The sequence below is a fragment of the Dactylosporangium sp. NPDC048998 genome (genome assembly GCF_043197855.1).
Classification (GTDB): Bacteria; Actinomycetota; Actinomycetes; order Mycobacteriales; family Micromonosporaceae; genus Dactylosporangium.
On sequence record NZ_JBICTV010000053.1, the window covers coordinates 1 to 14,883 of the forward strand.

The 14,883-nt window shown below is 68.2% G+C and carries 8 protein-coding genes; 3 read left to right on the forward strand and 5 right to left on the reverse strand.

The window, feature by feature from the left end:
• Together ACGFI8_RS45160 and ACGFI8_RS45165 are read left to right on the forward strand one after the other, a co-directional pair.
• Positions 1 to 954: IS256 family transposase (locus tag ACGFI8_RS45160; RefSeq protein ID WP_392814570.1), on the forward strand; the 954-nt coding region annotated here is incomplete at its 5' end.
• A 129-nt stretch (positions 955 to 1,083) separates the two neighbouring features.
• On the forward strand, positions 1,084 to 1,656 hold the full coding sequence (locus ACGFI8_RS45165; RefSeq protein WP_392814573.1) for an RICIN domain-containing protein: 573 nt from the start codon (positions 1,084 to 1,086) through the stop codon (positions 1,654 to 1,656).
• A gap of 737 nt (positions 1,657 to 2,393) precedes the next feature.
• On the opposite strand, the gene ACGFI8_RS45170 is transcribed toward ACGFI8_RS45165, so the two are convergent.
• Both ACGFI8_RS45170 and ACGFI8_RS45175 read right to left on the reverse strand, forming a co-directional pair.
• Entirely contained in the window at positions 2,394 to 3,485 is a 1,092-nt protein-coding gene (locus ACGFI8_RS45170) for a tyrosine-type recombinase/integrase (protein WP_392814575.1), read from the reverse strand.
• A 312-nt stretch (positions 3,486 to 3,797) separates the two neighbouring features.
• Positions 3,798 to 5,261 carry a hypothetical protein gene (locus ACGFI8_RS45175; protein WP_392814577.1) on the reverse strand — a complete coding sequence of 488 codons (1,464 nt, stop codon included), beginning with the start codon at positions 5,259 to 5,261 and terminating at the stop codon, positions 3,798 to 3,800.
• A gap of 406 nt (positions 5,262 to 5,667) precedes the next feature.
• Between ACGFI8_RS45175 and ACGFI8_RS45180 the strand changes: the two genes are divergently transcribed.
• Positions 5,668 to 7,839 carry a DEAD/DEAH box helicase gene (locus tag ACGFI8_RS45180; protein WP_392814580.1) on the forward strand — a complete coding sequence of 724 codons (2,172 nt, stop codon included), beginning with the start codon at positions 5,668 to 5,670 and terminating at the stop codon, positions 7,837 to 7,839.
• A gap of 249 nt (positions 7,840 to 8,088) precedes the next feature.
• On the opposite strand, the gene ACGFI8_RS45185 is transcribed toward ACGFI8_RS45180, so the two are convergent.
• From ACGFI8_RS45185 to ACGFI8_RS45195, 3 genes are read right to left on the reverse strand one after another with little or no spacing between them, the layout of a single operon-like run.
• Positions 8,089 to 11,334: a DEAD/DEAH box helicase gene (locus ACGFI8_RS45185; protein WP_392814583.1), complete on the reverse strand. Its 3,246-nt coding sequence runs from the start codon at positions 11,332 to 11,334 to the stop codon at positions 8,089 to 8,091.
• A gap of 3 nt (positions 11,335 to 11,337) precedes the next feature.
• Entirely contained in the window at positions 11,338 to 12,666 is a 1,329-nt protein-coding gene (locus tag ACGFI8_RS45190) for an ATP-binding protein (protein WP_392814586.1), read from the reverse strand.
• Positions 12,663 to 14,822, reverse strand: a complete 2,160-nt coding sequence (locus ACGFI8_RS45195; protein ID WP_392814589.1) for a TerB N-terminal domain-containing protein — start codon at positions 14,820 to 14,822, stop codon at positions 12,663 to 12,665. The genes ACGFI8_RS45190 and ACGFI8_RS45195 overlap by 4 nt, the downstream gene beginning before the upstream one ends.
• Positions 14,823 to 14,883: the final 61 nt, after the last annotated feature.

The window sequence follows — 14,883 nt, forward strand, 5'->3', positions numbered from 1 at the left end:
TCCCCGCAGATCAACGAGGTGCTGCCGCTGCTCTACCTGCACGGGCTCTCGTCGCAGGACTTCACGCCGGCGTTGCAGCAGTTCCTCGGCACCAGTTCGGGGCTGTCCGCGTCGGTGATCACCCGGCTGACCGTCCAGTGGCAGGACGAGGCCCACGCGTTCAGCGATCGGGACCTGTCCACCGTCGACTACGTCTACCTCTGGGCGGATGGCGTGCACCTGAACGTGCGCCTGGACGAGGCGAAACTGTGCCTGCTGGTCATGGTCGGGGTGCGCGTCGACGGTCGCAAGGAACTCGTCGCGCTCGCCGAGGGCTACCGCGAGTCGGCCGGCTCCTGGGCGGACCTGCTGCGCGACTGTAAGCGCCGCGGCATGCGCGCGCCGGTCCTGGCCGTCGGCGACGGGGCGCTCGGGTTCTGGAACGCGCTGCGTGAGGTGTTCCCGGACACCCGCGAGCAGCGCTGCTGGTTCCACAAGATCGCCAATGTCCTCGCGGCGCTACCGAAATCGGCGCATCCCGGGGCGAAGAAGGCCCTGGCCGAGATCTGGAACGCCGAGGACCGCGACCACGCCCGCCGGGCGGTGGCCGCGTTCAAGCTCGCCTACGGCGCGAAGTTCGGCAAGGCGGTCGCCAAGGTCGTCGACGACCTGGACGAACTCCTCGCGTTCTACGACTTTCCCGCCGAGCACTGGGTGCACCTGCGCACCACCAACCCGATCGAGTCGACGTTCGCCACCGTCCGGCACCGCACCAAGGTCACCAAAGGGCCGGGCTCGAAGGCGGCCGGCCTCGCGATGGCGTTCAAGCTGATCGAAGCCGCCCAACACCGGTGGCGGGCCGTCAACGCACCGCACCTGGTCGCTCTGGTCCGCGCCGGCGCCCGCTTCGAGCGCGGCAAACTCGTCGAACGGCCCGCCACCGAACTCGTCACGACCGAGGCCGCAGCCGCCTGATCAAGATTTCTCATCCACAAGTCTTGACTATTGCTCTGGTTGACCTTGCCACCGGAGTAGCCGAAGGTCCCCAAGGTCTGTTCCAACTAGCCTGGCTGACACCGGTCCGGACGTCGTCAGGGAGGAACCATGTCGAACGGTGGAATTTCAATCACACTGTTTGGTCTGGTCAGGATTGATCTTCCCCCAATTACCGCCGAGTCGATCAGAAGACGTTTTACGGACCGGACCATCTTCGGAGGCCCCTGTCTGTTGATCGACCGCAGGTGGGGCTTGGCGCTCGATGCAACCACCGACCCCAGGCATGGAACGAGACCCGTGCTCTGGACACCACATGCCGCGCCATGGCAGCAGTGGCGGATCAAGCGCGCTCGCGGCGAAACGGTCAGGATCGTATCTGAGCACGGTGGCATGGTGCTCACCACGGACGCTGCTCCCAAAACCGGAGACGGGAGTTGGGTCTGGCTGGAGAACGATCAGCGGCGCGACAGCCAGCAGTGGAAGATCAAACCCACCGACGACCGCGTTGCCTTTCTCGTTCAGGCGAACCAGTCGGAGTACGCCCTTGATGCGAGGACGGACACGAAGGTACCCGCGGTCGAGCCTCACGGTTCAGTCGACGATCCGACGCCGCCAATCCTGTGGTCGACGCACCGGGAACCTTGGCAGCAGTGGCTGATTGTCCGCCTGCCGCTCGACTAGTCCAACGGCCCGACACACCGGCCAACCGGTCACGATCGCACGCGACCGGCGGCAATCCGCACATTGACCACGCCCGCACAACACGGACGGCCGCGAAGCGGCTGCAGCGTCTCGAGCAAGATCGGGTGCGCTGTATTCGGCAAATGCGGAAGCCATGATCAAGTGCGTGGGTCGACCTTGTGTGGACACCGACGATTTCCAAGAGTGACCGTGGATCTTGTGCTGGCGCTTAGGCCGTGCGGTCTGGCCTGTTTCTGGTGATCACAGTACGGGTATACGTGTCGGCGATGTGTCGTGATCGTCCAAAGTGGACCTCGCTCATTGCCCCTGTGGAACGGGGCGAGTTTGGGGCCGCTGAGCGGCGTGCTGGTCGTCGTGACCGTGAAACTGCAGCTCAACGGTGTTTTGGGGCGGGTCGAGCGCTGCGCGTCGGCGTGGTGGTCGAGTCGCAGGTCAGGCCGTTCCGTGGCGGCTAACAGTACGCCCGTACGGGCTAAAACTCGTGTCGCGCGGTGATCAGTGCATCGAGTTGCGCCGACAAAAAAGGCCAGCTGAGCTGGCCTTTCCTCTGTCGGGACAGCGGGATTTGAACCCACGACCCCTTGACCCCCAGGGTCGTCGGAGGCCCCAGCGACGTGCTCAGCAACGTTCTCCCAGGTCGCTGTAAGCATAAACCCGCCGAGTAAAGGGGTCTGTGACGTGGCCCGCTTACGGTGCGGTGCTCGGGGTTGGCGAGGTCAATCGCTTGCTGTTGGTGTGATGAGTTTGGCGAGGTCGTGGGCGGCTTGTCGGCGGCGGCGGGCGTTGATCCGGGTGTAGTAGCGCATGAGGGTCGCTGGATCGTGGCCGAGTCGTTCGGCGAATTCAGGGATGCCGTAGCCAAGGTCGAGGAGGTTCGAGGCGAGGAGGTGGCGGATCTGGTGCGGTCCGATCGGGCGGACGTGGGCGGCACGGGCGAGCTGGTTGAACCGGTTGCTGAGGTTGTCCGGCCGGAGGGGTTGCCCACGGCGGCCGAGGAACATGTGGCCGGAGACGAGCGCCGCCTTTGTCGTTGGTCGGATGGTGGTCAGCGTGGTGAGGGTGGCCGGGTCAAGGATTAGGGTGCGAGTGCCGTTGTGGGACTTGGGTGGCTTCTCGCGGACGCGGCTGTCGGGGTCTTCCACGACGCGTTGCCGGCGGACGGTCAGTGCGGCGAGGTCGGGTTCGAGGTCGCGCCATTGCAGGCCGCAGAGTTCGCCGCGGCGTAGGCCGGTGGTGAGCAGAAGTCGCCAGAGCGGGTGGAGCCGGTCGCCGGTGGTGTACGCGAGGAAGGTCCGCGCTTCGGCAATAGTCCAGACCGGTCGGAGGTTGTCGGTCTCGCGTGGCTTGCGGGCGCCGAGGGTGCGACCGGTCTGTTCGAAGAAGGCTTTGGCGAGAACGAGGTGGAGGGTTCGTAGGGTGGTGCGGGATAAGCCGGCGGTCTCGAGGTGCTGGTAAGCATGTTCGGTCATCCGGGCGCTGAGGCGGGAGGCGCGGATCCGGCCGAGGTGCGGGTAGATGAGGTTGAGTAGGCGACTGTAGTTGTAGACGGTGTTGGGTTGCAGTTCCTGGGTTCGGGATGCCAGCCAGTCGTCGCACAGGGCCTGCACGGTGTCGGACAGCCGTGGCCGGGGCCGCTGCGCGTCGCGCTGTCGGCTCAGGCGCCGGTATTCGGCTATGGCGGCCTGTTCGGCGGTGAACCCGGTGCGTCGGGCCTGCAGCCGTGTCCCATTGCGGTCGCGGCCGAGTTCGAGCCGGAACCCGAACAGCCCGGTGGCCGGATCCTTCACGATCGCGTCGATGTCTGCCATGACACCCTCCGTCGTCCATGATCTTTACGACTCGCACGGCTGGCTCCTCTTTCATGGGACTGCTGGGTGGCCGTGGCCACAATGAAAGTGCACACGAAGAGAGGAACCCTCGATCGGGTGATATGCCTTGACGGTTGCCGCTCGTGGCGGTCGGGTCCCGGATGCCAGTAACTGGGGCGCCAGTCGCCCGGCCGGTGTGTTCTCAGGCTTGACGATGCTGGTCGCACGACTACTGCTCGTGCACCGCGAGACTGACTGATAGGGACAGGCGGCGGTGCATGCGCGCTGGGCGCCGGGCGTGCTGGTAGGCGCCTACTGGCTGGGGCGACGGCCGGTGCGGCGGCTTCCGCTCGATTGCGGTCGGACGCGTTCATTGACCACCCGGGCGAGCAGCGCAGTGCCGTCGGTGCCGACGGAGAGCAGTTCGCGTGGTCGTTGCGGGTGAGCTCTCCACCAGCGGTGTAGCCGGCCGGCGTCGCGGAGATAGCGCTGGAGGTTTCCCTCCTTGAGAGCATGGTGGAGGCGGCGCTCGATACCGCGGAACATCACCAGCGTCCTGCCGCCGCTTAACGGCATGAGGTAGGACGTGCCGTTGAGAACTGGCCCGGTCGGGATGCGCAGCTGACCGCTGATCGTGTCCGGCCACGGCTCCTCGAGCGGCAGCATGCCCGGGTTGTGGTCACGCTGCCGAGCCGTCGTGTACCCAGCGGCCGTGGAGCTGTCGCCGGCGAAGAGCAGGACCGATGCGGCCGTTGTCCGGCTGAGAACCTGCGCGAGCCAGGTGCGTCGGTCATCCGGTATGACGTACGGCGCGGCCGCCCCGATCGGTCCCGACGAGCCGTGCGATGGTGCGGTCGCCCTGGAGGGCGGAGTGGAGGCCGAATCCGGCGGCTGCTCGGCTTGTGGGGCCGTCGGCGACAGTTGCCCGGAGCGCCAGGAGAACTCCTCAGGGGTCTGGTTCATGAGCTCGTCGAATTCCCGGCTGGGCCCGGACCACAACTCGTCATCACCCGGTGGATCAAAGACGTAGGAGTGGACGCCGGTGTAGGCCAGGCGCGAGGCGACCATCAAGCCGTACAGCGGATGGTCGCCGATGGCAACGGTCTGGACCTGTAGGCATGCGTCAGCCAGTTGCTTGTAGATGTCGCGCATGCCGCCGTGGCTGCCCTTGCACTCGAGCACGACGATGCGGACGTCGGTGCGCTTGCCATCCGTGCGGCGTCCGACGAGGAAGTAGTCAGGTCGCTTCTTGGTGCCGGGCTCGTTGCGAACCTCGCCCGTGACATCGTCGATGTAGCCGTGCCGCAGGGCGACATCGGCGTCCACGGCCTGGAATGTCCAACCGGGGTGCCGTTTGTGCAGCACGGCTCGGGCGACGATCAGCGCTAGTCCGATGCCGAGCTGCTCGGACTGGGCGACCTTGTGGTGGTAGACGACCTCCCGGGCGGCGGACCGGGTGAGGGCCAGGAGTCTCCCACGTCCGGCCCGCAGCGTGGAGCAGTACCTGACGTGCGCCCAATGCTGCGCGATCGACAGGAATCGGGATCGAGTAAGGAACGTCGTCGCGACGCCGAGCTCGCGAAGAACGTCGCCGGGACTGGTTTGCAGCTCGGCATCGACCGGGACGGGCGTCGGGGCCTTCATGTACGGAGTGCCCGCAGTGTCGGCCGCAGTCTGCTTGGCCTGTACATGCACGCGCATGGCGTCGGAAGCGGTTGATTTGACGGGCAATCTGGCGGACGTTGCGAGGCTGCGCAGTACCGGCCCGATGTCCATGCCACCTCCGCAGCGGCCGACCAGCTTGTTTCAGGGTACATCGATATTACCAGAAGTGCCTGCTTCGTTTCTTTCCGTCGATGGTGGCGCGCTGTCGTCGGGGCTCGGCTTGCGTGCGGCGCCCTCATCGGTCGATCGCCCAACTGCTCGTGTGCCTGACGATGGCCTGCGGCCGGCGCCGGCACCGCGGAGCCGCTGGCAATCCCAAGATCAGCCCCAGGTGTACCGCTCGACATAATCCGGCTGGGGGAGATAGATCAGCAACTTTCCTCAAGATGGATGCACTGGGTAGGCTTCCCGCTACCGAAAGCTTTGGAGGTGTGGTGGAGGTCGAAGCGTTGCGCTCGTTCGCGCCGTCTCGTCCGGCTCGACGATGACAGCTCAGGATGGGGCTCCGCCCGCCACCATGCCTTTCGCTGTCGCCAGGGCTCTCCTCGACGACGCCCGGGCTCTCGCCCAACAGGCAGGTACCCTCCGCAATGCCGTCAATGTCGGGCAGCACGATGTGCGTGTCGAGCACGATCGGCTCCGATCGCGGCTGATCGCCGAACAGCTCGCTGCAATGCCCGCCGAATCATTGCGGTCAGAATCCGGTAAGGGCATCCGTAACATCGCGAAGCTTTCGCAGTACGGCTTTGGCAGTGTCCTCGCAATCCTGGAGTCTTCGGCTGCGGCACTGCAGCAGATCCCCGGCATTGGTGCGTCAACCGTTGAAGCGATTCGTTCCGCCGCGCAGAGCGCCGCCGCAACGGTCGAGCACGACACCGTGGTCCGCTTCGACGCTGACGAAGCGCCCGCGAGCCACGTCGAACTGCTCCGCCGCCTACATGCACTGGCCACGGTCATTCGTGTGCACGCGGCGACGGTCGAGCGGGCGGCCAACCTTACGGCCGCGCTGGATGATCTGCTGCCCGCGGCGTCTTCGGCTGGTCGAGTGATGCATCGCTTCTTCGCGCTGCCCGCGAGCAGGCGCCGAGCGCAGCAGGCCCTGTCCGAGCTTCACGGCATTCTCAAGAGCGTCGACGCTGTCGTAGTCGGAGCGGCGCTGCGGGACATCGACAAGGCCGTCGACAAGGCCGCCACCACGTCGTCGACAACCCTCTGGGCCGACTATGTCAGAGCCGCGGCCCTCTACCAGTCCCTACTGGCCGAGGCCCGCGGCGTGCCGGTAACCGAGTCGCATGCCACGGCCGGTTTCGTCCCGCGTCGAATCGAGGAAGACGCCCGCCGCGTCGACCTCGACACCAGCCTCTTGCGAGTCCGGCTACGGAACTACCAGGTGTTCGGCGCCCAGTACGCGATCGACCGGCGACGGGTCATCCTCGGAGACGAGATGGGCCTGGGCAAGACGATCGAAGCAATCGCTGTCATGGCGCACCTCGCCGCGCGCGGCCGACAGCACCTTCTCGTCGTCTGTCCGGCCAGCGTCCTGTACAACTGGATGCAGGAGATCGATGAACACAGCGCACTGACCGCCTACAAAGCCCACGGTGATAACCGCCAAGGCGCCCTCACTGCGTGGACGGAGACGGGCGGTGTCGCGATCACCACCTTGCCGACGCTGCGGCTACTGACGTTTCCCGCCGGTCTCCGGCTCGACCTGCTCATCGTCGACGAAGCACATCTGATCAAGAACCGGTCGGCTCAGCGCTCGCAGGCTGTGGCGGCGCTGGCCCGCACTGCGTCGCGGGTACTGCTGATGACCGGCACCCCGATGGAGAACCGCGTCGAGGAGTTCCGAAGCCTCGTCGAGTATGTCGATGCAGGGCTCGCCGCCCGGCTCGTAGCAGGAAACCAGGTGCTGAGCGCGCGCACGTTTCGCACGAAGGTCGCCGAGGTCTATCTGCGTCGCAACCAGGAGGACGTGCTCAAGGAACTGCCGGAACGGCTGGACGTGGATGACTGGGTCGACCTCGGCCCGGCCGAACGCGAGCAGTACATTGAAGCCGTCCGCCATCGCCAATTCGCCGGTATGCGGCGCGCCGCCTACCTCATCGGCACCGACACGCTCACGGCAAAACTTGAGCGTCTCAAGGAGATCGTCGACGAGTCGGCGGCGAACGGCTGGAAGGTCATCGTCTTCTCCTACTTCCGTGACGTCCTCGATCGCGTCGGCCACACACTCATCACGTCACCTCGGTTCGAGCTGACCGGCAGCACCCCGACGAGCCGGCGGCAGCAGGTCGTCGACGGATTCCGCCGGCAACCGGGCCACGCGGTCCTCATCGGCCAGATCGAAGCGGCCGGCGTCGGTCTGAACCTCCAAGCCGCGTCGGTCGTCGTGATCACCGAACCGCAGCTGAAGCCGAGCACCGAGGATCAAGCCATCATGCGCAGCTACCGCATGGGGCAGCCCCGGATGGTCCGCGTCCATCGGCTGCTGGCCAAGGACTCCGTAGACGAGCGCATCCTGCACATGCTGGAGATGAAGCGGGGCCTGTTCCGTGCCTACGCCCATGAGTCCGAGGCGAAACACGCCGACGCGGCCGCGGTCGACACCTCATACTCGTCCGTCGATATCTCCGCGGTTGACGAGGCGGAGATTATCCGTGAGGAGCAGAGCAGACTGCTGCCCTGACGTCGCAGTCTCATACGAGCTGGTGCAGGTCGGCGGCAAATCATGACCGGCAGAGCCCAGCAGTAGAGCCGCGGGGCGGATGCTATGTCGCGCAGCGGAGGCGAGAACCCGAACGTTCTTCCGTAGGCGATCCAAGCGATCACGTCCACCGAACGCGCGTGCCGCGCCCGCGACTCGCGCGGTGGCGTACCAGGCCGTCGCCGTCTGCAGCGAGGGGAACTGGCCCGTTCGTGCGGCACCCCCACGCGTTTACTCGTGGGCTGTGTGTCCTGGCGAGGGCTCAGCCGCCTCGGTCGCGTCGGTTTGAAGAGGGCTGGTGAGCGCGTCGGTCAGTTGGGTCAGGAGAGTGACGGTTGCGGGGTCATGCGGTGCGGCGGCGCTGAGTTCGGCGAGGTATCGCGCGTTGAAGCGATCGATATCGGCGGTGTCGAGGCCCCAGGAACGGGCGATCTCGGCCAGGTGGGCGCGTTCGTCGCTGGTGAGGACGCCGTCGCGGAGGACCCGGTCGAGGACGTCGAGGTACGCGTCGCCGCGATGGTCACCTGTGGCGGCCGCGGCGGCGCGGGCGGCGATCCCTGCGGAGGAGGTGGCGGGCGGGGTGGGGACCGGCCCTGCGGATCGGGGTAGCGCGGGTCGTGGTGTAGTCGCGGTGAGGTTGCCGTTGTAGTCGCGGAGCCACGACGGTGGGAGCGTGGTCGGCCGGCATCCGAGCTCGGTCAGGTCGGCGGGCGCCAGCTGCCGCAGCAGGTGCCGGAATAACGCGGCTGTCGCGGTCGCGTCGCCGTGGGCAGTGTGGGCGTTGTCGAGTGGGATGTTCGCGGCAGCGCAGCAGTCGGCGAGCCGCCGTGACGCGCCGGTGCCGAGCCGGTCTGCGAGTTCGATGGTGCAGACCGCCGGGCGAGGGAGGGGCTCCAGGCCGAGGCGGCGGTATTCGGCTTCGAGGAACCCGATGTCGAAGCGGGCGTTGTGGGCTACCAGGATGTGCCCGTCGAGGCGGTCGGCGAGGGACCGGGCGATCGCGGCGAAGTGGGGAGCGGATCGGAGGTCTTCGTCGGTCAGGCCGTGGGTGTGGGTTGGCCCTGCGTCTCGGCCGGGATTGACCAATGTCGTCCAGTGGTCCGTGACCTTGCCGGCCGGGTCGAGCCGGACGACGGCGATCTCGACGATGCGGTCGTGGTGGTGGGCGGCGAACCCGGTGGTCTCAATGTCGACGACGGCGAACGGGGTGCGGCCGAGCACGGCTGGTGTGCCGGCTGCCGAGGCGGGGGCGAGGGCAGGTAGGACGAGATTCGGGACGGCCGGCGCCGTGGCGGCGAGTGCGCGAATCGTGTCCCAGGCCGCCGGCACGTCGATGGACCGGGCCGCGTGGGCCAGGACGGCGAGGTCGTCGCTGAGGTACTCGTCGTATTTGTCGATGATGCGGTCACCCGCGGTCGTGGCGAGGTCGATCGCCGAGGGTGGGCCTGCTGCGGCGAGGGCGGCGAGGTGGGCCCGGAGTTCGGCCGGGTCGGCGCCGTGGACGGACAGGGCCGGTCCTTCCAGCCCGACGCTGAGCCCGCGGCCGGTCAGGGCGAGCGCCAGCGTGCCCATGACCTTGTCACCGCGCCAGGGGAGCAGCAGCGTGTCGCGGCCCAGTCCGAGGATCGGCTGCTCATCGAGCCGGAACCGCCGGTAAGCGTCGCGGCCCTCGTCGAACAGTGTGCGGGCGGCCGCGTCGAGGTAGCGCGGCGGGCTCCCGCTCCGGTACAGCTCCAGCATCCGCCGCCGTACCGCGTCGGCGACCGCGCGGCCGCTGCTGACGAACGGTGGTACTCGCCCGCCGGCGGAGGGGCGCAGGTCGATGACCTTCTGCCGTCCGTCTACGCCGGTGACCTCCCAGCGGCGTCCGCCGAAGATCAGCAGCATTCCGGGAGCGATCGGGTGGTCCACCGGGAGTGTGCCGAGGGTGCGGCCGTCCGCGATGAGGCGGTACTCATCGACGGTGCGGAACGCGGCGTAGAACGTGTAGTGGTTGATCAGCCGGTCGCCCGTGCCACCGGCGAGCAGCAGCCCTCCGTGGTCCTGGACGAGCAGATCGGCCGCGCCCATGGCGCGCAGGATGAGGGCGAACGTCGCCTGGTCGACTCGGGCGAATGGCCCGTGTCCGCAGAGCGCTTCGAACAGTTCCGCCGGGCGCGCGCCGCCGCGCTGCGCGGCGATGGACAGGATCTGCTGGATGAGCGTGGACAGGTGGAGGTTGTCCCGGTCCGGTGGCTCGTACCAGCGGGTGAGGAGCAGGCCGACGACCGCGGCGGTCTGGAACAGCGCAACCCGTAGGGCGTCGATGGGCGATGACTGCCCGTTGAGAGCGTGTTCGGTGATGTACAGCCGTAGCACCGCGGGTTGGTGGCCGCGCCGGCCGGAGCGGCCGAGGCGCTGGCGCAGCGCCGCCACGTGGTGTGGCGGCCCGATCTGCGCGATCGAGTCGACAGAGCCGATGTCGATGCCCATTTCCAGGGTTGACGTGCACACCGCCGTCGCCGGCGCCGAGCCGTCCTTGAGCCGTGCTTCGACGTGCTCGCGGATGTCCTTGGCCAGGTTGCCGTGGTGCGGCAGGAACTCGTTCGGTACTCCAAGCCGCTCGCAGATGCGGGTGAGCCGGTCGGTGTAGTGCTCGACCGCCGCCCGGCTGTTGGCGAAGACGAGGTTGTCGCTGCCGCGTAGCGTCTCGAACAGGTGCTGCGCGATGGCCGTCTCGTGTGGCGGGTCCTCATCGCCGTTCGGTTGCGGGGCGACGTATCCGCGTAGTTGGAGGCGGATCTCGCGGCCGTCGTCGGCGCCTTCGATGACGGCGACGGCCTGGCCGTGTCCGGGGCGTAGGAAGTCGGCGGCGGCGGTGAAGTCGCCGAGTGTGGCGGACAGCCCGACTCTGGGCACGGCCCGGCGCACGACGAGTTCGAGGCGGTGGAGCAGCGACTGGAGCTGTGCGCCGCGTTCGGTGCCGACGAACGAGTGCAGCTCGTCGACGACGACGTACCGCAGCCCGGTGAACAGGGCGGCGATCCGCCCGCCGTGCAGCACGAACAGCGCCTCCAGCGACTCCGGCGTGATCAGCAGCACCCCGGACGGCGATCGCAGGACCAGCTGCTTCTGTGACTGGGGAACATCGCCGTGCCAGCGGTGCACGGCGACGTGGTGGTCGCCGAACAGCGCCGTGAGCCGCTCATGCTGATCGTTGATCAATGCCTTCAGCGGTCCGACGTAGACGGCCGCGACGCCGGGCCGGTCGGGGCCGGCGAGGAGCGCCGAGGCGATCGGCAGCCATGCGGCCTCGGTTTTGCCGCTGGCCGTCGCCGAGGCAAGGATGACGTCGCGGTCGCCGGCGAGGATCGGGCTGACCGCCTGCTCCTGTATGTCGCGCAACCCGCGCCAGCCCTGGTCGTACACCCAGCGCTGCACGGCGGGGTGCAGCTGCCCGAACTGTGTCGAGCTGCGGTGCGGCCCGGGGCCGGTCACGGTTCAGAGCCGGAACGACGCGAGGTCGTCGTCTGCTGCCGGTTCCGTTCCAGGCAGGGCGGCGAGGTCGGGGTCGGGGTCCGGCTCGATCTCGGTGGCGTCGACGAGCGCTCGCCAGTCGAGGTCCTGATGCTGGTCGAGGATGGCGAGCAGGTCGAGGAAGCTGCGGATCGTCGTGCGTGGCGTGCGGAAGTACGCGTCGCCGATCCGGCCGGCACAGTGCGCCATGAACGCCTCGATGGCGGCGTCCGGGACGAGGTACGCCGTCGCGTCGCCGCCAGCCCACACGTGCCGCAGTTTCATCAGCAGGACGTAGAAGTCCTCCGGTGAGAGGTTCGCCAGGCGGATCACCGGGCCGGAGTGGTCGACTCGCCCGTCACCCGCGAAGGCGTTCTCGACGAGCCGCGACTGGAGGGCCGAGTACGAGTACAGGCCGCGCCTGGTGTCCATGAGGAAGTCGGGGGTACCGCCGAAGACGAATCCGAGGCTGGCGGCGCTGCCTTGGAGGCTGTCGTTGACGATGCGCAGGATCTGCTCGTAGTTGGCGTTGCGGGCCTGCGCGTTGTGCAGCTTGTAGAGGTTCACCATCTCGTCGAGGCAGACGAGCAGCCCGTCGAACCCGGCCATGCGGACGAACCGGGCCAGCAACTTCAGGTGGTCGTAGAACGTCGAGTCGTCGACGATGGTGCGGACCCCGAGTGCGTTGCGGGCGTCGGATCGGGTTGTGAACTCACCTCGCAGCCATCGCACGGCGTCCGCCTTGAGCTGGTCGTTCTCCTGGTCGTGACCTTCCCAGTACTTCGCGACGACCTCGGCGAAGTCGTAGCCGCCGGTGAGCTCGGAGAGTTCGGTGAGACGGCGCCGGATGACGACGTGCGGGCTCTCCCCGGCATCCCGCGCGCTCGTCAGCACCTGCGACACGAACCGCTCGACGACGTTGGCGAGGGCGCCGCCATCGGGCTTGGCCCGGGTCGCCATGTTGCGCATGAGCTCTGCGTACAAGGCCCGGGCCTGCCCGCCAGTGGCGTGCAGCCGCCGGTCCGGCGACAGGTCGGCGTGGACGGTGACGAGCCGCTTCTCCAGCGCGATGGAGCGGACGAGTTGCAGGAAGAACGTCTTGCCGGAGCCGTAGTCGCCGATGACGAATCGGCTCCCGGCTCCACCGTCGGCGATCCGGTCGATGTCGGCGACGAGCGCCTGCACCTCGGCGGCCCGCCCGACTTGGATGTGGTGCTGGCCCGTTCGCGGCACGACACCGGCCCGCAGCGCTTGGATGACCGCGTCGCGGTCCTTGGGACGGATGCGGGAGCTGTGCCCGGCGTTGATGGTCATCCCAGCAGTCCTTCGAGGATCTCGGTGTTCACGTGGAGCGTTTCGTCGCCGTCGACGACGGTGTCACCGAGCCGGTCGAGCGCGGCCTCGTTGAGCACGTCGAGCGCGCCTGCCGGCAGCAGCCCGCAGCCGGCGGCAAGCCGATCGAACTCGGGCCGGCTCCACGACGGCTTCGCCGCCAGCAAGCGGACCATGCGGCTGTGCGCCGCGTCGAGCCCGACGACGACTGGCTCCGCCGCCGGCTGTGGCGTTGCGGCGGGTACTGCGTCGGCCTGCGGATCGTCATCGACGAAGATGGTTGCGAGCAGGGCGGACACGCTTGCCGTGTCGGCCAGCTTAGCGGCGATCGCAGCATCGTCGAGCGCGAATCCGGCGCGGGCCGGCTGCCCGGCCGGTCGCGGCGGCAGCCGGTATTCGTCGTCGACGGTCACGCGCTCACGGACGACGACCGGCCCGCTCACCGCATCGTGGAGGCGCCCGAACACGTCGCCACCGTCGAGGTCGAGCAGTTTATAGATCTTTGTGAGCGTGGTGACCTCGGCGGGGGAGACGACCCCGTCGACCGCGGCGACCGACACCGCGAAGTCGGCGATGTCGCGTTTGGCCGCTGTGGTCAGTCCGGCCAGCCGCCGCTTCAGCCCGGTCAGCTTGACGCCGGTCGCGGTCAGCCAGCGGATGTGCGCTGCGAGCCGGTCCATCTCCGCGGCGGTCAACTGGAACGCATGCCGGACATGCCCGACGAGGTGCTCCTGCTCGACCGCGCTGACCTCACCGTCGGCCAGACCCACCGCGACGGCCAGATGCAGCAGCAGCGTGACCGCCAGGTAGGGCGGCCGGGCGGAGGTGGGCGCGTCCGGACCGCACTGGAACAGCACGGCTGGGCCTGCACTGAGCGGTGCGCCACCCATGCGAACGTCCGGCTCGATGCCGAACCCGAGTCGGCCGAGCAACTGCACGAGACCGACGGACTCGGCTTTCGTCGCCTTGTGCGGTGTCGCCGTTTCCCAGAACCGTATGAGGTCGGTGGCGTCGACCAGCCCGCGTTCGAGGTTCTCCTCGCACCAGCGGCGCAGCGGATCGACCTGACCGGTCCGGCCCGCTAGGAGTTCCATGGGCAGCAGCGCGGCCTCGGCCAGCGATCCGCGCTTGTCGGGGTGGCGGCCGACCCACCGGCTGTAGGCGTCGAGGTCGTCGGTGACGGAGCCGACGAGGTCGCGGAGACGGGCCGACACGGCGGGCTCCTCGAGCACGTCCGGGACCTGCATGCGCAAGGTCATGTCACCGATGCCGGCGCTTGCGGGGCGGTACCCGACGGTCAGCTGCCGGCTGCCGGAGCTGATGGCGATGCCGTCGCCGAACCGTTGCGCGTAGCGGATCGCGAACAGCTCCCGAAACTCGTCGGGGCAGCGCTCCTGGGGCGTGCGGGCGTAGATCGCCGGATGGAACCAGGCCCAGGTACGGGCCCACTCCACGGGAACGGGTTCACCGTCGCGGGCGAAGCAGCCGAGGCCGAGGCGCAGCGTAATCGGCGGCGACCAGCAATCCCCGGCCGCTGGGGGCGGCTCGTCGGGAACGGCGACGGTGCCGCTGCCGTCGCCGATGAGGTCGAGCACGGCGAGGAAGTCGGTGGCGTACGTGCGGAACGACCGGTTCTCGCCGTAGACCCCGAGCAGCCGGCGCACCTCGGCGGCGATCGTCGCAAGCTCGTAGCGGACGGTTCCGTCATGCTGCAGGTCGCTCAGGACACGGCGTTCGAGGCCGTAGAAGTAGAGGAAGACGTACCCGATGGGGGCCTGCGCGTACCGGCGTCCGTCGGCGAGCCACGCCAGGTACGCCGCTCGTGCGCCCGGCAGGATCTGGGTGTAGGACGGCCAGTACGGCAGGCTGCCGCCGTCCCAGTCGGGTCGCGCCGGGTCGATGGGCAGACCGGGGTCGATCAGCGCCGGCTCGGTCCCGCCGTGTGCGTCATGCAGCCCACGACCGGTGTAGAACATCCCGCCCGGGATTCTGTGACCGGCAACGTCGAGGATCTGTCCTGGCGGCACCCACACCGCCTGCGGCCCGACTGCGTGCAGCACCGGACGCGGCGCGGCAGGCGCTGTGGCAGACCGGCGATCCGCACGCGCACCATCCCACTCCCCGCCACGTTGCCCCATGCCGCGCCAAGGTATCGGCAATCCCGCGGCGATGCCTCGTTCCACCAGGATTTGTGCGCAT